General features: G+C 73.1%; 17 protein-coding genes and 1 pseudogene. 8 read left to right on the top strand and 10 right to left on the bottom strand.

Annotated features, from left to right (window positions below; all coding sequences use genetic code 11):
- Nucleotides 1-16 precede the first annotated feature (16 nt).
- Nucleotides 17-1366, top strand: coding sequence for an HD-GYP domain-containing protein (locus tag ACH34S_RS37250; RefSeq protein WP_395957606.1), 1350 nt, complete (start codon nucleotides 17-19; stop codon nucleotides 1364-1366).
- 14 nt (nucleotides 1367-1380) lie between these two features.
- Here ACH34S_RS37250 and ACH34S_RS37245 read toward each other — a convergent pair.
- A pseudogene (locus ACH34S_RS37245) lies at nucleotides 1381-2745 on the bottom strand (cytochrome c oxidase assembly protein); the annotation flags it as partial.
- 471 nt (nucleotides 2746-3216) lie between these two features.
- Between ACH34S_RS37245 and ACH34S_RS37240 the strand changes: the two are divergent.
- Nucleotides 3217-4644 (top strand): SPFH domain-containing protein, encoded by a 1428-nt coding sequence (locus ACH34S_RS37240; protein ID WP_395957605.1) that lies wholly within the window; start codon nucleotides 3217-3219, stop codon nucleotides 4642-4644.
- Here ACH34S_RS37240 and ACH34S_RS37235 read toward each other — a convergent pair.
- From ACH34S_RS37235 to ACH34S_RS37215, 5 genes are read right to left on the bottom strand one after another with little or no spacing between them, the layout of a single operon-like run.
- Nucleotides 4613-5830, bottom strand: a complete 1218-nt coding sequence (locus tag ACH34S_RS37235; RefSeq protein WP_395957604.1) for a cytochrome P450 — start codon at nucleotides 5828-5830, stop codon at nucleotides 4613-4615. The two genes, ACH34S_RS37240 and ACH34S_RS37235, sit on opposite strands and share 32 nt — an antisense overlap.
- Complete coding sequence (locus ACH34S_RS37230; protein WP_395957603.1) at nucleotides 5827-6426, bottom strand: GTP-binding protein; 600 nt, start codon at nucleotides 6424-6426, stop codon at nucleotides 5827-5829. Before ACH34S_RS37230 ends, ACH34S_RS37235 begins: the two co-directional genes overlap by 4 nt.
- Nucleotides 6404-6760, bottom strand: coding sequence for a DUF742 domain-containing protein (locus ACH34S_RS37225; protein ID WP_395957602.1), 357 nt, complete (start codon nucleotides 6758-6760; stop codon nucleotides 6404-6406). The genes ACH34S_RS37230 and ACH34S_RS37225 overlap by 23 nt, the downstream gene beginning before the upstream one ends.
- Nucleotides 6757-7191 carry a roadblock/LC7 domain-containing protein gene (locus tag ACH34S_RS37220; RefSeq protein WP_395957601.1) on the bottom strand — a complete coding sequence of 145 codons (435 nt, stop codon included), beginning with the start codon at nucleotides 7189-7191 and terminating at the stop codon, nucleotides 6757-6759. The genes ACH34S_RS37225 and ACH34S_RS37220 overlap by 4 nt, the downstream gene beginning before the upstream one ends.
- Nucleotides 7188-8579: an ATP-binding protein gene (locus ACH34S_RS37215; RefSeq protein WP_395957600.1), complete on the bottom strand. Its 1392-nt coding sequence runs from the start codon at nucleotides 8577-8579 to the stop codon at nucleotides 7188-7190. Before ACH34S_RS37215 ends, ACH34S_RS37220 begins: the two co-directional genes overlap by 4 nt.
- Before the next feature lie 281 nt (nucleotides 8580-8860).
- Here ACH34S_RS37215 and ACH34S_RS37210 point away from each other — a divergent pair, with 281 nt between their 5' ends.
- The gene (locus ACH34S_RS37210; RefSeq protein ID WP_395957599.1) at nucleotides 8861-9769 is read left to right on the top strand and encodes a helix-turn-helix domain-containing protein; all 909 of its coding nucleotides are present in this window, start codon (nucleotides 8861-8863) and stop codon (nucleotides 9767-9769) included.
- 140 nt (nucleotides 9770-9909) lie between these two features.
- Nucleotides 9910-10953, top strand: coding sequence for a LysR substrate-binding domain-containing protein (locus ACH34S_RS37205; protein WP_395957598.1), 1044 nt, complete (start codon nucleotides 9910-9912; stop codon nucleotides 10951-10953).
- On the opposite strand, the gene ACH34S_RS37200 is transcribed toward ACH34S_RS37205, so the two are convergent.
- From ACH34S_RS37200 to ACH34S_RS37185, 4 genes are all read right to left on the bottom strand, one after another.
- A complete protein-coding gene (locus tag ACH34S_RS37200; protein ID WP_395957597.1) occupies nucleotides 10950-11744 on the bottom strand; it encodes a hypothetical protein in 795 nt (264 codons plus the stop codon). The two genes, ACH34S_RS37205 and ACH34S_RS37200, sit on opposite strands and share 4 nt — an antisense overlap.
- A 1-nt stretch (nucleotide 11745) precedes the next feature.
- Complete coding sequence (locus ACH34S_RS37195; protein ID WP_395957596.1) at nucleotides 11746-12318, bottom strand: papain-like cysteine protease family protein; 573 nt, start codon at nucleotides 12316-12318, stop codon at nucleotides 11746-11748.
- A gap of 258 nt (nucleotides 12319-12576) precedes the next feature.
- The gene (locus ACH34S_RS37190) at nucleotides 12577-13776 is read right to left on the bottom strand and encodes a sensor histidine kinase (RefSeq protein ID WP_395957595.1); all 1200 of its coding nucleotides are present in this window, start codon (nucleotides 13774-13776) and stop codon (nucleotides 12577-12579) included.
- The gene (locus ACH34S_RS37185) at nucleotides 13773-14429 is read right to left on the bottom strand and encodes a response regulator transcription factor (RefSeq protein ID WP_395957594.1); all 657 of its coding nucleotides are present in this window, start codon (nucleotides 14427-14429) and stop codon (nucleotides 13773-13775) included. The genes ACH34S_RS37190 and ACH34S_RS37185 overlap by 4 nt, the downstream gene beginning before the upstream one ends.
- A 180-nt stretch (nucleotides 14430-14609) precedes the next feature.
- On the opposite strand from ACH34S_RS37185, the gene ACH34S_RS37180 reads away from it, so the two are divergent.
- From ACH34S_RS37180 to ACH34S_RS37165, 4 genes are read left to right on the top strand one after another with little or no spacing between them, the layout of a single operon-like run.
- Nucleotides 14610-15131, top strand: coding sequence for a hypothetical protein (locus tag ACH34S_RS37180; protein ID WP_395957593.1), 522 nt, complete (start codon nucleotides 14610-14612; stop codon nucleotides 15129-15131).
- Nucleotides 15128-16258 (top strand): peptidoglycan-binding protein, encoded by a 1131-nt coding sequence (locus ACH34S_RS37175; protein WP_395957592.1) that lies wholly within the window; start codon nucleotides 15128-15130, stop codon nucleotides 16256-16258. Before ACH34S_RS37180 ends, ACH34S_RS37175 begins: the two co-directional genes overlap by 4 nt.
- Nucleotides 16255-16935 carry an ABC transporter ATP-binding protein gene (locus tag ACH34S_RS37170; RefSeq protein ID WP_395957591.1) on the top strand — a complete coding sequence of 227 codons (681 nt, stop codon included), beginning with the start codon at nucleotides 16255-16257 and terminating at the stop codon, nucleotides 16933-16935. Before ACH34S_RS37175 ends, ACH34S_RS37170 begins: the two co-directional genes overlap by 4 nt.
- Nucleotides 16936-16973: 38 nt before the next feature.
- Nucleotides 16974-18149 carry an ABC transporter permease gene (locus tag ACH34S_RS37165; RefSeq protein ID WP_395957633.1) on the top strand — a complete coding sequence of 392 codons (1176 nt, stop codon included), beginning with the start codon at nucleotides 16974-16976 and terminating at the stop codon, nucleotides 18147-18149.
- Nucleotides 18150-18186: the final 37 nt, after the last annotated feature.

Raw genomic sequence — 18186 nt, 5'->3', positions numbered from 1 at the left:
CCATGAACGGGCTCACATGAGCGGGCACGGGCGCGCCCGGGAGCGGGCGGCGTGGCAGACGATCGACTCCGGCCAGCTGCTGCTGATCGCGACCGCCGGGCTGTTCGTCGTCGTCGCCATCGCGCACGTCGCCGCGGTCGGGCTCCGGCAGCCCAACATCGCGATCATCTTCGGGGTGCTGATCGCGCTCGGCGAGCTGTTCCGCATGGTGATGCCCGGCAACCGGGAGGTCGCGCCGATCGCCACCGCGGGCGCGATGGGGTACGCGCTGCTCGTCGGCGTCGGCCCCGCGGGCGCGCCGGACGACGCGCGGCTCGGCGTCGTCGCGGCCGAACACTCGGCGCTGCAGGTCGTCGCGGTCACCGCGGTCGCGATGCTGATCGGGTCGCTGCCGCACATCGCGGTCGGCCGGTCGCCGCGCCCGGACGCGATGGCGCGGCGGCTGTTCAACGTCACGGTCGTCGCGCTGTGCTTCCGCCCGGTGCTGTCGTTCGACCTGCCCTGGCAGCTGGTGCTGGCGGTCATGAGCGTCGTGGTGATCGCCTCGTGCTTCACCGACGTGCTGATCGCCGCGGTGATCCGGGCGGAGGCGGTCCGGGCGCGGTTCGGCATCGCGCTGCGGGACGAGGCCGAGGCCAAGATGGCGCTGTGCGCCGCGACCAGCGCCACCGCCATGCTGATCGCCGTCGCGACGACCGCGATGGGCGAGGCCGCGCTGCTGATCTTCACGGTGCCGATCCTGGTGACGCAGTTCGCGTTCCGCCGGTACGCCGGGATCCGCGCCACCTACCTGCAGACCGTCCGGGCGCTGTCGCGGGTCACCGAGGTCGGCGGCTACGTCGAGACCGGGCACTCGCACCGGGTGTCGCAGCTCGCGGTCGCGATGGGCCGCGAGCTCGGCATGTCCGAGGAGGAGCTCCTCGAACTGGAGTACGCGGCGCTGATGCACGACATCGGGCAGCTCTCGCTCGGCGACCCGATCCCCGGCGGCGCGACCGTGCTGGCGTCCCCGGCCGAGCAGCGCCGCATCGCCGAGCTCGGCGCCGAGGTGATCAAGCAGACCGGGGTACTGGACCGGGTGGCGCACATCGTCCAGCTGTCGTCCCACCCGTACCGGACCGGGCGCGAGCCCCTCGCCGACGACCCGTCCGGCGACTCCGCCACCGCCGACCGGCCCGCCCCGCCGCCGCTCGCCGGCCGCATCATCAAGGTCGCCAACGCCTACGACGACCTCGTCGGCGACTCCGCCGACCGCGACCGCGGCGCCGCCGTGCTGGAGCGGCTCAGGCTCGACTCCGCCGCCGAGTACGACCCGACCGTCGTGGAGGCGCTCAGCCGCGTCGTGGACCGCCGCCCCCGCCAGTGACCTCGCAGCGCGGCCGCGAGAGTGATCGCCGTCGCGGCCGTCCAGGGCATCAGCGCGCCGTGGTGCTGGTCGTCCAGGGGTGACGCGCCCCATCGCCTGCCGAGATCCTCGTACCAGTTTCCGTGGACGGTGCCGTCCCGCATGAGCGCCACGCCCGCGACCACGTGCAGCGGCAGGACGGCGACGGGGATGAGCGTCCCGGCCGTCCCGTGGAAGTAGGCCGCTCCGATGATCAGGAAGCAGAGCAACGCGGGGGAGTGCAACGCATGGTTGGAGAGGGACGCCCCGAACAGCGGCGACACGTACCACGCGTAGAGGCTGAGCAGGAGAAGCGCGGACGCGATGGCCGGATGCGCCAGCGCCCGCAGCCCGCGGCTGTGCGCCGCGGCGGTAAGCGATTCAGCGCCTCCCCGCATGGCCCGCTGCGCTAGGCGTAGTGGCGCGCCGTAGAGGAGGAGTATCGGGGCGACCAATCCGATGAGGATGTGCTGCACCGCGTAGGCGCTGAACAGGACCATGCTGTAGCGGGAGATGCCGCTGCACGTGGCGAGCAGCACGACCAGCAGCCCGGCGGCCCATGACGCGGTGCGTCGCCACGGCCATGCTTGTACGCGCGAGACGCCCAGCCCGTACAGGACGGCGGCCGTCGCGACAAGCGCGAGGAACAGCGGGTCGATCCACCAGTCGAGCAGGTAGGGGCCGAGACCGGCGGGGCCGGGCAGCGGGAAGCCGAGGCGCAGTGTCACGACGTCGAGCGTGCCGGGCGGGTTCTCGGGCGGCGGTGTGCGGGACAGGCCGGTCGCGAGCGCCATCGCCGCCACCATGATGAGGACCTCGATGGCGCCGAGCCGGATGAAGGTCCGCGTTCCGCGTCCGTCGCGCAGGGCCGGGATGGTGGTGCGGCGGTGCCACCATCCGATCGCGCCCAGGGCGGTGAGTGCCGCGATCTTCGCCATGACCAGTGCCCCGTACCGCGACCCGAGGTCGACGCCGCCGAGCCGCACCCACGCGTTCACCACGCCGCTCAGCCCGACGACGGCGAACGACGCCAGCGCCAGCCCGCTGTAGCGGCCGACGACCTCCGGGAGCCTGCCGGGGACGTCCGGCGCGATCGTGATCAGGGCGACGAGGCCGCCGATCCAGAGCGAGACGCCGATGACGTGCGCGGCCAGGCTGTGGACGGCGAGCGCGTGGTTCGAGGCGTCCGCCGCGTGCCCGGTGAACAGCGGCGGGAGCAGACCCGCCAGCGCGCCCGCCAGCAGGTGTCCCGCGGCGTTCCCGGCGTGCGGCAGGCTCGCCGCCACCGCGAGCGCGACCGCGATCGCGAGGACGAGCAGCAGCGCCCGGCCCTGTGGGAGTTCGATGAGGAATGTCCGCATCATGTCGGCGGTGACGCCCGTGACACCCGTCCCGAACAGATCCAGGACGGAGAACACGATCAGCGCCAGCGTGCACAGCGCCCATGCCAGCGCGGTCAGCGACACGGCGCGCAGGCAGCGGCCCGCCGTTGGGGAGGGCGGACGGACGAACACCGCCGCGACCAGCAGCCACCCGACCGTGAGCACCGCCGCGACGTTCATGCCGAGCTTCGCGACCGACAGCCCCGTCTTCGTCAGCGCCCCGGCCTGCGACAGTCCCGGCGCCGCCTCGGGGCTGAACGCTCCGCCGAGCCGCACCGCCAATGCGAGGACGACCAGCGCGATCGCGGCGGCGCCGATCGCGAGCATCGGCCTGTCCGCCGGGGGCGCGTGCCGCACACGTGCCGTCACGGTCGGAGATACGCATAAACCCGTCCGGAAGGTTCAGGCGGCAATAAGGTACCGCCAACCGATCAGGGTGTAGGGAGCGAGATGAGCGGTTCGGGCCGGGGCAACACGTATCTGGAGAAGGTCGTCGCGGAGCAGGCGGTGCTGGAGGACGATCTGCGGTCCAGGCGCGCGCCGGCGCCCGCGCCGACGGGCATCGCCCCGCCGCCGCCCGGGCCGATCGCCAAGCGGAAGCAGGCCCTCGGCGGCGCGCCCGCGGGCGACGGGTCGAGCCCCGGCCCCGTGGACGTGCGGATCAGCGGCTTCTGGCGGTGGAAGAACGTGCTCGTCCCGCCGAACGCGTTCGTCGTGCACACCCGGCGCGGGCGGGCCGAGCCGCTGCACATCGGGCTCGGGGTGTCGTTCCGGTTCAACCCGTCCACCGACTCGTTCCTCGTGGTGCCGGGCGCGACGCAGACGATCCTGATCAACGCGTACTGCATCTGCCGGGAGCTGCAGGGCGTGCTCGTCCAGGGCTACGTCCAGTGGATCATCCAGGACTTCGGGATCGCCTACCGCAAGCTCGACTTCGGCGACGCCGACGACCCGATGCGCCTGGTCAACCTGCAGCTCCGCGAGCAGGCGGAGGCCGCGATCAAGGACAAGGTGTCCACGATGGGGGTGCGGGACGTCCTCAGCGACAAGCAGCCCATCATCGAGGAGCTGACCGCCCGGCTCCGCGCCGTCGCCGAAGGCGAGGACGGCGGCGACCAGGGGCTCGGGCTCCGGATCGTCACGGTGCAGATCAAGGAGGCCGTGGTCAGCTCGTCCCGGCTCTGGGAGAACCTGCAGAAGCCGTACCGGGCCGAGCAGGGGCAGATCGCGCGGCTGGCGGAGCTGGAGGCCGAGGAAGCCGTCGGGCAGCGCGAGATGGCGGCCGCGCGGGTGAAGGAGACGCAGCGGCTGGAGCACGAGCGGGAGCTGGCGGAGCTGCGCGCCCGCAACGAGTCGCAGCTGTTCGACACCGAGGCGGCCGAGAAGCTGCGCCGTACCAGGCGGGAGCACGACGACGCCCGCGCGGTCGTCGAGCTGCAGACCGAGACGATGCGGCACGCGCTGCCGCTGGAGCGGGAGCGGCACGAGGAGGAGGCCGAGACGGCACGGCTCCGCGCCGAACGCGACCATGAGCTAGCCCGGCTCCGCGCGGAGGGCGAGCACGCGATCGCGGAGATGCACGCCAGGTCCCGGCACGAGCAGGCGCTGCTGGACCTGGAGCGGGAGGGCGCCCGCGCCGCGATCGAGAACGACCGGACGCCCGCCGCCGTGCAGACCCGGCTGATCGCCTCGCTGCCGGACATCATGGCGCAGCTGCCCAAGCCGGACGAGCTGCGCACCGTCACCGTCAACGGCGCCGACCAGACCAGCGTGGCGGGCCTGATCACGCAGCTCACCGCAGTCGTCGGCGCCCTGCGCGCCGCGGCCGACGGTGGCGGTACGTCCGCTACGGACGGCCGGGGGCCGGCGGGAAGGTGACGGGGAGGGCGGTCAGGCCGCGGTGGAACGCGCCCGGCCGCCACTCCAGATCCTCGGGCGCGACGGCGAGCTCCACCTCCGGGAGGCGGTCGAGAAGCTTCTCGATCGCCACCGACGCGATCAGCCGGGCGTGGTTCTTCGCCGGGCAGGTGTGCGGCCCGCCCGCGAACGCCAGATGCGCCCGGTTGCCCTTCCGGTTCGCCGACGACCGCGACGGGTCGGTGTTCGCCGCCGTGTAGCTGATGATCACCGGCTGGTGTGCGGGCAGCTTGACCCCGTGGAAGTTGACGTCCCGGCGCGGGAAAGTCGGGCCGTAGTTGGAGATCGGCGGGTCGGTCCAGAGGATCTCGTCCAGCGCGTCCTCGACGGGCAGGCTGCCGCCGGACAGGTCGCCGCCGAACCGGTCGTCCGACAGCAGCAGCCGGATGCCGTTGGCGATCAGCGAGTTCTCCGGCTCGGTACCGGACGCGAGCAGCAGCCCGACCTGGTTCGTCACCTCCGTCTCGTCCAGACCGGCGGGGTGCCGCAGCATCCAGGACGCCACGTCCGCGCCCGGCTTCACGCGCTTCAGCGCCACCAGGTCACGGGCGGCCTGTTCGAGCATGACGAGCGACTGCGCCGGATCGCCGACGCCCTCCAGCATGCCGGTCATGCCCTGTTCGAGCCGTTCGGCGATCTCCTCGGGGCAGCCGAACAGCTCCCTGAACACCAGCAGCGGTATCGGGCGGGTGTACTGGGCGATGAGGTCGGCCTTGCCGTCCCCCGCGAACGCGTCGATGAGGTTGTCCGCGGCGTCCTCGGAGTACCGGCGCAGCGCGGCCGGGTGGACGCGGGCGAGGCTGTCGACGATCACCGACCGGAACCGGGCGTGCACGGTGCCGTTGGTGAACAGCGCGTTCGGCCGGGCCTGCAGCATCGGCAGCACCGGGCACTCCGGCCCGACCTCCGCCTCCCACACCTCGCTGCAGCGCGGGAACCGGTCCGGGTCGCGGAGGATCTCCAGCGCCGCGTCGTAGCCGAGCACCAGCGTCGCCGGGACGCCCGGCACCAGCTCGACCGGCACGAGGTCGCCCTGCGCGCGCATCCGGTCGTACACGCGGTCGGGCGCGCTGGTGAACTCGGGCCCGTACATCGGGAACCGCTCCGGTTCCGTGCCGGTGCGCTCGTGTTGCGGTGCGGTGGTCACGGCTGCTCCGTGTCGAGGGTGAGAAGGTGGTCGACGAGCGAGATCAGCGCCTCGGTGGACGAGCGGCGGTCGCGGGCGTCGCAGCTGACGAGCGGGGTGCCGGGCGCGAGGTCCAGGGCCTCGCGGACCTCCTCCACCGGGAAGGCGGGCGAGCCGTCGAAGTGGTTGACCGCCACCGCGTACGGCAGGCCCTGCTTCTCCACGAGGTCCATGACCGCGAACGACTGGTCGAGGCGGCTCGTGTCGACGAGGATCAGCGCGCCGAGCGCGCCGCGCGCCAGGTCGTCCCAGAGCCGGCTGAAACGTTCCTGGCCCGGCGTCCCGAACAGGTACAGGACGATGTCCTCGGTCAGCGTGAGGCGGCCGAAGTCCATCGCGACCGTGGTGGTCGTCTTGTCCTTGATCCCGGCGAGGTCGTCGACGGCGGCACCGGCCTGCGTCATCCGCTCCTCGGTGCGCAGCGGGCGGATCTCCGACAGCGTCCCGATATAGGTCGTCTTGCCGACCGCGAAATGCCCCACGATGAGGATCTTGACCGACGTCCGGACGGTGTCGGGCAGATAGGGCGGTGGCTCAGAGGCGAGCGCGGAGTCCATCGAGCACCTCCTGAAGGAGCCGGACCTTGGGTGTCGGGGCGGCGGATGCGCCGGCCCGGGTGGTGAGATGCCCGCTGTCGACGAGGTCGGACAGCAGGACCCTGGTGATCCCGACGGGCAGGCCGAGATGCCCGGAGATCTCCGCGACCGACAGGGCGCCGCCTAAGCAGAGCTCCACGATCTGGATCTGTTCGGGCGTGAGCCCCGCTCGCGGCGGGTCGCCGGTGGCGAGGACGATCGTCACGACGTCGAACACGTTCCGCGAGGGCCGCGCGCGCCCGCCGGTGACGACGTGCGGGCGCACCAGCGCCCGCTCGTTCCGGCGGGCCGTCATGCGGGAGCGTCCGCGCCCGGACGCGGCGGGCTGGTCATCTCCTTGCCCAGCCGCTGCACCAGCTCCTGGAGCCGGAACGACACCGCCTCCATGTCGACGTGCTGCGTCGCCGACACCGCGAGGTACGCGCCGGGACCGGCGGCGACGAGGAACACGTACCCGTCGTCGAACTCGTTCACCGTCTGCCGCCAGGTGGTGCCCGGGTCGCCGCAGAACTCGGCGGTCGCGCGGGCGAGCGACTGCAGCCCGGACATGCCCGCGGCCTGCCGCTCGGCGTCGTCCCTGCCGATCCGCTCGGAGTGCGCCATGAGCAGGCCGTCGGCCGACAGCAGGATCGCGTAGCGCGTCTCCGGCATCCGCAGCGCGTCGTCGAGCATCCAGCCGAGCCGGTTCGTACCGTCGTCCATCGCGATCTTCCGCCCCTTAGTCATGACCGCTCGTCCCCGTCGTCGGTGGCGGGGTCCCTATCGCCGGCGCCAGAGCCGTCGCCGCCGGCGGTTCCGGGGTCCGCGCCGGGTGGATCGTGGACGTCGGGCGGTGTCGAGGCACGGCCGGACCGGGTGCCGCGCTGCCAGGCGCCGAGGCCCGCGGCGGTCTCCCGCGCCGGCCTGGCGGACGGTTCCGCTCCGCCGTCCGGCGCCGCGCCGGTCCCCTCGCTCTTGCCGGCACCGGGACGTCTGGCGGACGACACGCGGCTGCGTTTCGGCAGGCCGCTCGCGGTGGACGCGCCGTCCACCGCGGCGGGGCTCGGCTCGGGCCCCGTGGCGGCAGGCAGGCGTGGCGGCTCGGCCGCCGGTTCGGGACGCTTCTCGGCCGGGACGGTGGTCAGCAGCGCGCTCGGCACGAACACCACGGCCCGGACGCCGCCGTAGGGGGAGCGGGAGTCGACCGAAACGCGGAACCCGTAGCGGGCGGCGAGGACGCCCGCCACCGCGAACCCGATCTGCGGCGGGTCGCCGAGCCGGTGCACGTCCACCGACGTCTCGCCGGACAGCAGCTCCGCCGCGCGCTGCAGCTCCTCGGCGTCCATCGCCACGCCCGCGTCGTCGATCATGATCGCGACGCCGTTGTGCGTGGACCGGAAGTTGACCTCGACGGTCGTGTCGGGACGCGAGTGCCGCGCCGCGTTGTCGAGCAGCTCCGCCAGCGTCAGCACGACCGGCTCCACCGCCCGGCTCGTCACCGCGCCGCCGATCGTCCCCTCCAGGTTGATGCGCAGGTAGTCGCGGATGCGGGAGGTCGCGCCGCGGACCACGTCGCTCAGCGAGGACGCCGACCGCTGCTGCCCCGGCCACGACCCGCACAGCACCGCCGTGGCCTGCGCGCGCCGCCCGAGCTGCGCGTTCATGTGGTCGATGCGGAGCAGGCCCTCCAGCACGTCCGGGTCGTCGTGGCGCTCCTGCATGGTGGAGATCGCGAGCTGCTGCTCGTTCGCGAGGCTCTGCACCGTGCGCATCATCGCGCGCAGCGTCGCCTTCGCGGCCTGGTCGGAGCGCTCGCGGACGCCCTCCGCGGCCCCGGCGAACAGCTCCATCACGGTCTGCAGGGCCTTCTCGAAGGCGGGGGCCTCGCGCGACAGGTCGCACAGGGGGCCCGCGACGTCCATGCCCGGGTTCGTCAGCGACTCCATCAGCTCCGGCAGCCGGACGTCCACCAGGTGCCGCAGCTCCAGCTCGCGCAGGTCGACGCCGCGGGCCAGCGCGGCGGCCTGCGTGCGGAGCACGGCGGCCTCGCGCCGCGCGCGGACCAGCAGCATCGCGGCGGCGACACCCGCGCCGGCCACGATGACGAACGCCATCGCCAAGAGGAATGTCTGCATCAGATCCTCAGTGCACACTTTCGGGCGAGGCGGACCGGCATGCCGCCTCAATGGCCGGTGGGGTGGGGTCCGGGCGGGTGCCGATACGCCGCGGTTTCGGCACCGTAAGGCGGAAATGCACGTGCGCGCTTGTGCATGCGCGCAAGGAAACTTGCCGCCGGACGCATCCTCATGATCACGCGCCGTCCGAACCGCGTCACCTTCCGCAGGATTCGCCTGATAAGAGGCCGGGTGATCCGTTACGATCACCAGCGCTGGACGGATCGGCGGAGGAGCCTGCGGTGGACGACTTCCTCGGCGGAGCCGTCCGCCAGAGCAGTGCCGCCTACCGGCTCGTCCTCTACCGGTCGGACCGCGCCGACCACGTCCAGACGACCGCCCGCGCACGCGGCGGCCACGGCCCGGCGGACGGCACCCCACGGAACACCCCCGACGGCGACTACCGCTTCCTGCTGCCGCTGCACGGCGAGATGCTGCTGCTCCGCGACGGTTCCGAAGCGCGGCTGCGGCCCGGGACGGGCGGGCTCGTCTCGCTGACCGCGCAGGTCCGGCTCGTCCCGCACCGGCCGGCCCGCGCCCTCGTGCTGACGATCCCCGCGCACGAGGTCGACCGGCGGCTGACCCGCGCGCCCGCACCGGGCGCGCCGCTCGCCGCCGACCTCGACCTGTCCACCGGGCTCGGCCGCGTCGTCGCCGACATGGTCCGGGCGGTCGGCGAGGAGCGCGGGACGCTCACCGCGCGGGAGTTCGACGCCGCCTGCGACCGGATCACCGAGCTGCTGTGCATCGTCGTCGCCGACTTCGCCGGCGCCGAGCGGGACCGGCCGCCCGCGCCCGGCCATCTCGCCGAGGTGGAGGCGGTCGTGCGGCGGCACGTCCGCGAGCACGCCACCGACCCGGGCCTCACCGGCGCCGCGATGGCGAAGGTCCTCGGCTGGTCGCTGCGGCAGATCCAGCTCGCGCTGCAGCGCGCCGGGACGACCCCGCGCGAGCTGATCCGCGAGGAGCGGCTCCGGCTCGTCCGGGACCGGCTGCGCGACCCGTTCGACCGGCACACCATCACCGACCTGGCGCACGCGACCGGGTTCTCCTCGGCGAGCGCGCTCAGCCACGCCTTCCGGCAGCGGTTCGGTGTCAGCCCCCGTGAGCTGCGGGAACTGGAGCGCAGGCGGGCCGCGCGGGGCCACTAGACGCGCGGACGCCGGATTCGGTTGGCACGCATTTCCATTCTTCCGGGACCGATCCCGGGGTTACCATGCGGCAAGATCATGGCAACGGGGCGATGACGGTCAGGAGTGCTTTCGTGGACCTCGGCCCCCACCATCTCAGAATGATCGAAGCGATCGCCGCGACCGGCAGCATCAGCAAGGCCGCGGCCCGGCTCGGCCTCACCCAGCCCGCCGTCAGCACGATGCTGCGCCGCGTCGAGAGCCATCTGGGCGTGCAGCTGTTCGTCCGGTCGCCGGAGGGCGTCACGCCGACCCCGGTCGGGGCGGAGGTCGCCACCCGCGCCCGCGCCGCGCTGGCCAGCATCGACGACCTGAACGCCGCGCTCGCGCACCGCATCCGCGACCCGTCGGCGATGCCGCTGCTGCGCCTCGGCGTGCAGGCGTGCCCGGCGCTGACCCGGCTGAGCGACCATCTCGGCGCGCTGTCGCCGGTGTCACGGCTGCAGCTGCGCGTCGACCAGGGCGGGGGGCGCATCCCGGCGCTCCTCGCCTCCGGCGCGCTCGACGTCGGCCTGTTCCAGGAACCGGTCGACCACGTCCCACGGCCGCGCGACGCGCGCGACGAGCTCGAACGCCTCGTCATCGTGGACCGCGAGCCCATCCTCGTCGGGGTGTCGTCGTCCAGCCCGCTGGCCGCGTGCGACACCGTCGACCTGGCCGATCTCGCCGACCAGGACTGGCTCGACGACCCGTTGGACGACGGGCCGTGGCCCGCCTACGTCCGCGGGGTGTGCGCCGGTGCCGGGTTCCAGCCGCGCGTGCGGTTCTGGTCGAGCGATTGGCAGATCTCCTCCTCCCTGATCCGGTCGGGACGCGCCATCGGGCTGTACCAGCCGTCCGCGAGCGCGCGCGACGGGGTCGTGTTCCGGCGCATCACCGGCGACCCGATCGTGCAGCGCGTCGTGCTGGTGTGGCGTCCCGAGGCCGAGAAGGCGGCGGAACGCCTGCGCGTCGTGTTCAGTGACATCTACCTGGACCTCGTCCGGGCTCAACCCGTTTTCCGTGACTGGTGGGACGACCATCCCGAGGCGCACCCCGGGCTCCCGGTCACCGCGGGACCGGTCCGAGCCGGACCGGTCGCCGCGGGACGGGAGGCGGGTTCCGGAAAGGGGGGCGGTTCCCGGAACCCGCGGGCGGGCGGCTAGTAGCTGCCGCGGCGGCGCCGCGCGACGGCGACGCCGGCGGCGGCGAGCACCGCGCCGCCGGCGCCGAGCGCCATCAGCGCGGGCGCCGGGCCCCGGTCCGGCGCCCGGTCACTGACGCCGGTGGTGGGCGAGTATCCGCCCAGCTTGCCGGACCGCTGGTACTCGGAGCCGGGGAGCTTGTCTCCGTACCGGAGGTTGACGAGCTTCTGGTACGACCCGACCGTGACGCCCTGCCCGACGGACGTCTTCGCCGCGTCGTTGAGGCCCGTCACGCGGCCGTCCTTCAGCCGGTACCAGGCGCGGATCTGCGGCTCGGTGAACACCGTGCCGCCGTCGGCCATCGCCGGGAAGGCTGCCTCGTCGGTCCCGGAGATGACGTTCGAGGCGACCCAGCCGTTACCGGACTTCGTCAGCCACACCGTGGCCTGCTGCCCGGACGCCGACTTCGCGCCGACCGCCATGTAGACGAACGTCGCGACGGGGGCGTTCGCCGTGCCCTTCACGAACGCCGGGTTCAGCGAGTAGACGCGCTGGACGTCGCCCTGGAGCTGCGGTGCCTTCGCCGCTGCCGCCGCAGGGGAAACGCTCTGCGTCGTCGACTTGCCGCTCTGGTGCTGGTCGAGGTTGACGAAGAACCGCCCGAGCCACTGCTTCGTGGCCTGGGACTCGGCGACCTTCGCCGCCGCGGTCTCGTCGGGCGACGGCGGGCCCGCGGCCATTGCCGCGTTCCCGCCCAGCAGGACGGTGCCGCCGATCAGGGTCGCGGCCGTGACCTTTGCAGAAATGCGCATGTCAGGCTCCAACCTGCGAGAGGGCCTCGCCCCAGCGGAACTGGCCGTTGCTTCGGTAGCTGCTGTGGCTCATCTGCCCGTACCGGGGGCTGGAGGGCCACGGGTCGCCGTAGGAGAGCGTCTGGCCGTTGTAGCCGTAGATCACCTGGGCGTGGCCGCCACCGGCGGTCCAGTAGATGCCGGTCTCGATCGGACGCTTCGCGTCGATCTCGGTCACCACGGCCTGGTAGGACAGCGGGCCGGTGACGGTGCCGGGCGAGAGCCCGAGCTTCTGGAAGGCCGTCTGGTCCCACTGCAGGTAGCCGGGCTGGTTCGGGCACTGGGTGCCCGCCTGCCGGTTCCGTGCCATGTTGCAGAACTCGTTCTGGCTGACGTTGCCCTTCCCGTGGAACTTGGCGATCGTCAGGCCGCTGGCGGCCCAGCACCACTGGTTCTGCTCCTGGACCAACTGCGTGATCTGCAGTTCTCCTGCCGAGGCGACGCTGCCCGACATCGCGAGCGTGGCTGCTGCCACGCTCGCGGCGCCGACCGCGAATCGCCTGCGCGCCCGGGCGGGACGGGTACGCGTTGTCATTGGCTTCCGCCTTTTCTCCCGGCAATGCCATGCAGCCCTCACGCGGGCGAGTGCGCCGTCATCCCCTGGCTGGAGCGGTGCACTGCCGCTACGGGGATGCTGCGCATCGAGCGGTCCCTACCGGTGCCGGGGGAACTCCGGGCTGGGAACCCCGCGTGAGAGGCAAAGGGAACGCAGTAAAAGTCTCATTCGTCACCGAATTTCGGTAATGCCAGCAGGTCATAACAAAGCTCTATGCCCTTATTAGGGAATCGAGGGTTAGGGAAGGGTGACCGTGATGTGGAGGCCGCCTGATTCGCGGGAGGTCGCGGTGACCGTGCCGCCGTGCGCGCGGACGATCGACTGGACGATCGACAGGCCGAGCCCCGCGCCCTTCGCGGTGACGATGCGGTCGTTGTCGAGGCGGCGGAACGGCTCGAACAGGGCCGGGATCTCGTAGGGCGGGACGATGGGCCCGGAGTTCGACACCTCCAGGACGGCGTGGCCGGCGCGCGTACGGCACGCCACCTTGACCCAGCCGGACTCGGCGGTGTTGTGGCGCAGGCCGTTCTCCAGGAGGTTCTGCACCACGCGTTCGAGGAGCAGGGCGTCACCGGTCGTGACGGCCTCGGCGGCGTCCGTCTCGACGGTGATGTCCGCGTCCTTGGCCTCGCGTGCGGTCTGGGACGTCACGTGCCCCACGATGTCCGCGAGGTCCACGGGCGCGCGGGCGGTGATCTCGTTCTCGGAGCGGGCGAGCAGCAGAAGGCCGGTGATGAGGCGTTCGTGCCGCGAGTTGATCTGGAGCAGGGTCTCGCCGAGCTGGAGGACGTCGGGGGACGCCGACTCGCGGTGCATCGCCACCTCGACCAGCGCGCGGCCCAGCGTGAGCGGGGTGCGCAGCTCGTGGGAGGCGTTCGCGACGAACCGGCGCTGCCCGTCGAAGGACCGGTCGAGCCGCTCGACCATCGTGTCGAAGGTGTCGGCGAGCTCCTTGACCTCGTCGCGCGGGCCTTCGAGGGCGATGCGCTCGTGCAGGACGCGGTCGGCGGCGGGCGACCCGGCGATGCGGCGGGCGGTCTCGGTGACGCGGTGCAGCGGGGCGAGGACCCGCCCGGCGATCAGCCAGCCGAACCCGGCCGCGGCCCCGCCGACGACGCCGAGCGCGATCGACCCCTGCGTGATCAGGGAGGTGACGGCCGCGTCGTGCAGCTCCTCGCGCTGCTTGCGCGCCAGCCGCTCCGCCTCGCCCATCAGCGCCGGGTCGTCGCCGAAGACGCGGCCCTGCGGCGTCTGCGTGGGCGCGGCGGTGGGATCGCCCGGCGGGAGCTGGCTCATGCGGGTGGTGAGGATCTTCGTGCCCGACCGGGACAGGTCCTGGTTGAACAGCGCGTAGGTGACGCCGAGGAGCACCACCCCGGCGACGAGGAACAGGCCGCCGTAGGTGAGGGTCAGGCGGGCGCGCAGCGACAGCCTCATGCGATCCGGTACCCCGCTCCCTTGACGGTCTCGACGACGGGCGGGTCGGCGAGCTTGCGGCGCAGCTTCAGGACGGTGAGCCGCACGGCCCCGGTGAACGGGTCGGCGTGCTCGTCCCACGCCTTCTCCAGCAGCCGCTCGGCGGAGACGACGGCGCCGTCCGCGAGCAGCAGCTCGGTGAGGACGGCGAACTCCTTCTTCGCGAGCGGGACATAGCGGCCGTCCCGGAACACCTCGCGGCGCGCCGGGTCGAGGGTGATGCCCGCACGGCGCAGGGTCGGCGGCGCGGCCGGACGGCACCGCCGGGCGAGGGCGCGGACCCGGGCGGCGAGCTCGGGGAACGCGAACGGCTTGGTGAGGTAGTCGTCCGCGCCGAGCCCGAGGCCGTCGACCCGGTCGGTGATCTCCGCGGCGGCGGTCAGCATCAGGACCCGCGCCGCGCTCTCGCCGGCCACGATCGCGCGGCACACGTCGTCGCCGTGCACGAGCGGGAGATCGCGGTCCAGGACGACCACGTCGTAGTCGTTGACGCCGACGCGCTCCAGGGCCGACGCGCCGTCGTAGGCGAGATCGACGGCGTGCGCGCCGTCGCGCAGCCACTCGGCGATCGCGTCGGCGAGGAGCCGCTCGTCCTCCACCACCAGCACCCGCATGTGTTCCCCTTCCGCACCTGTTCCGCCCGTGATGCTGCCTGATCGGCTGTTTCGTTTCCGTTAGTGATCGCGGACCGGCCGGGTCGCCGGGCCGGGGAAACGGAGGGGAAACGCGCGGGCGGGTTGCATCGCTCCTCGCCGGCCGGAACCGCTCCGGCCGCGGAGACGAGGAGAAGCGACATGCGACTGCGGATACTGGCGGCGCTGCCGCTCGCGCTCACCCTGGCGCTGGCCGGATGCGGCGGCGACGACGGCGGCTCGGGCGGGGTGGCGTCGGCGGGCGGCGCGAAGCAGAACGGTGCGGCCGGGGGCGGCGGTGGCGGGAAGCTGAGCCCCGACGAGATGGGCGTGAAATTCGCCCAGTGCATGCGCGAGAACGGCGTCCACATGGACGACCCCAAGCCCGGCCAGGGCATCCGGCTCAAGATCAAGGACATCCCGAAGGCGACCGTCGACAAGGCGATGGAGGCGTGCCGGCAGTACAACCCGCAGGCCAACGCCACCGGGGCGCCCGATCCGCAGCAGCAGGAGCGGGGCCGCAAGTTCGCCGAGTGCATGCGGCAGAACGGCGTCGAGAAGTTCCCGGACCCCAAGCCCGGCCAGCGCGGCATCATGATCGACAAGAACACGGTCGGCGACGACCCGGACCTTGAGCCCGCGCAGCAGAAATGCCAGGACATCCTGCAGGGCGGGCGGAAGTGACCGGCGACGTCACCGTGGAGCCCGCCCCGCCGAAGGAGGATCGGCCCCGGCGGGTGCGCCGCCGCAGGCCCCGGCTGAAGATCGCGCTCGGCACGGCGGTGCTGGTCGCGGCGGGCGGTGCCGGCGCCGTGGCCGCGCTCGCCGACGGCGGCGCGGGCGGCGGCGCGGCGGCGACCGGCCTGCCGCCAGCCACCGCGAAGGTGACCAGGCAGACGCTCAAGGACACCCAGACCGAGGACGGGCAGCTCGGCCACGGCCCCACGCACACCGTGACGAGCCAGGCGAGGGGCACGCTGACCAAGCTCCCCGAGAGCGGCGACGAGATCACCCGCGGCCACGAGCTGTACGAGGTGGACGGCGCCCCGGTCGTGCTGATGTACGGGTCGAAACCGTCCTACCGGCCGCTCCGCCCCGGCACGGAGGGCTCCGACGTGAAGCGGTTCGAGGCGAACCTCAGCGCGCTCGGCTACGACGGCTTCACCGTGGACGCCGAGTACACCGAGGACACCGCCGACGCCGTCCGGGAATGGCAGGACGACATCGGCGTCGCGGAGACCGGGATCGTGGAGCTAGGGCGGGTCGCGTTCGCGGACGGGGCCGTCCGGGTCGACACCGTCCAGGCGAACGCGGGCGAACCGGCGGCACCGGGCAAGAAGGTCCTCGACTACACCGGCACCGCGAAGGCCGTGACCGTCGAGCTCGACACCGGCGACCAGCGGATGGCCAAGGAGGGCGCCGCCGTCGAGGTGACACTCCCCGAGAACAGGACCGTCAAGGCCAAGATCGACGAGGTCACGACGGTGATCCAGCCGGGCGAGCAGGGCGAGGACCCGGCGACCAAGGTGGAGGTCACCATCTGGCTCCGCTCGGCGGAGGCGAAGAAGGCCGCCGCCGGGTACGCGCTCGCGTCCGTCGACGTCACGTTCACCGCCGGGCAGCGCGAGGGCGTGCTGACCGTGCCGGTGTCCGCGCTGGTCGCGCTGCGGGAGGGCGGGTTCGGCGTCGAGATCGTCAAGGGCGGCGCGGCGTCGTACGTGCCGGTCGAGACGGGCCTGTTCGCGGACGGGAAGGTCGAGGTCTCCGGGCCCGGCATCGCCGAGGGCGTCCTCGTGGGGGTACCGAAATGATCGATCTGCGGGACGTGACGAAGGAGTACCCGGGCGGCGTCCGCGCGCTGGCCGGGGTGTCGCTGCACATCGGCGCGGGGGAGCTGGTCGCGATCGTCGGGCCGTCCGGGTCGGGGAAGTCGACGATGCTGAACGTCCTCGGCACGCTGGACCGGCCGACGTCGGGCACCGTCCACATCGACGGCCACGACGTCGGGCGGCTGCCCGACGCGAAGCTCTCCGCGCTGCGGGCGAGCCGCATCGGGTTCGTCTTCCAGCACTTCCACCTCGCCGCCGGGACGTTCGCGCTCGACAACGTCGCGGACGGCCTGCTCTACACCGGGCTCCGCCCGGCGGTGCGGCGCCGGAAGGCCGCGGCGGCGCTGGAGCGGGTCGGGCTCGGCCACCGGCTGGACCACCAGCCGCACGAGCTGTCCGGCGGCGAGCGGCAGCGCGTCGCGATCGCGCGGGCCGTCGCGGGCGAGCCCGCGCTGCTCCTCGCGGACGAGCCGACCGGCGCGCTCGACTCGGCGTCCGGCGACGGGGTGATGGCGCTGCTCCGCGAGCTGAACGCCGCCGGGACCACCGTCGTGGTGATCACCCATGACCGGGAGATCGCGGGCAGCCTGCCGCGCCAGGTAAGGATGCGCGACGGCCTCGTCGTCGACGACACGGCGCTCACCGGGGCGGCGCTGTGACGGCCCCCGCGGCCACCCGGCCGCTCCAGCCCGCCCGGATGTGGCCGGGCGACGTCGTCAGGGTCGGCGCGGTCGGGCTGCGTACGCGTCCGATGCGGGCGTTCCTGTCCGCGCTCGGCATCGCGATCGGGATCGCGGCCATGGTCGCGGTCGTCGGGGTGTCCTCGTCGTCGCGCGCCGACCTCGACCGGGCGCTCGCCGCGCTCGGCACGAACCTGCTGACCGTCTCGCCCGGCAGCACCCTGACCGGCGACAAGGCGCAGCTCCCGCTCGAATCGGAGGACATGGTCGGACGCATCGCGCCGATCCGGGAGGTCTCGTCCATCGCCCTCCTGGACGACGCGAAGGTCTACCGCACCGGCAAGATGCCCGAGACCGAGACCAAGGGCATCGCCGCCTACGCCGCCCGCACCGACCTGCGCGACGCGACGGGCGCGCGGCTGCGCAGCGGCACCTGGCTGAACGCCGCGACCGGCAGCTACCCCGCGACCGTCCTCGGGTCGGCCGCCGCCGAACGGCTCGGCATCGGCCACGCCGCCGCGGACGTGCAGGTCCTCATCGGTGGCCGCTGGTTCACCGTCATCGGCATCCTCGACCCCGCGCCGCTCGCCCCCGAGCTGGACACCGCCGCGCTCATCGGCTGGCCGGCGGCGCAGGCCAGGCTCGGTTTCGACGGGCATCCGACGACGATCTACACCCGGTCGCAGGACGCGAGCGTCGAGGACGTCCGGGACGTGCTCGGCGCGACCGCGAACCCGGCGGCGCCGAACGAGGTGGAGGTGTCCCGCCCGTCCGACGCGCTGGCCGCGCGGAAGGCGGCGGGCGAGGCGTTCACCGGGCTGCTGCTCGGGCTCGGCGCGGTGGCGCTGCTCGTCGGCGGTGTCGGGGTGGCCAACACCATGGTCATCTCGGTGCTGGAGCGCCGCTCGGAGATCGGGCTGCGCCGTTCCCTCGGCGCGACCCGCGGGCAGATCCGCACCCAGTTCCTCGCCGAGTCGCTGCTGCTGTCCGCGCTGGGCGGGATCGGCGGCGCGGCCATCGGGTCGCTGGTGACGGCCATCTACGCGCTCTACCAGGGCTGGCCGGTCGTCATCCCGGCGTGGGCGGTGGCGGGCGGCGTCGCGGCCACCCTGGTCATCGGCGCGATGGCCGGGCTCTACCCGGCGATCAGGGCGTCCCGCCTCAGCCCCACGGAGGCACTCGCGACGACCTGACGTGAATGGACGCGCCGGAACGGGTGAGAGTCCGTTC

This window comes from Actinomadura sp. 3N508, from assembly GCF_044326375.1.
In the GTDB taxonomy this organism is placed as follows: Bacteria; Actinomycetota; Actinomycetes; order Streptosporangiales; family Streptosporangiaceae; genus Spirillospora.
Note: the sequence above shows the minus strand (reverse complement) of the source record. Positions and strands in the feature narration are given on the sequence as shown.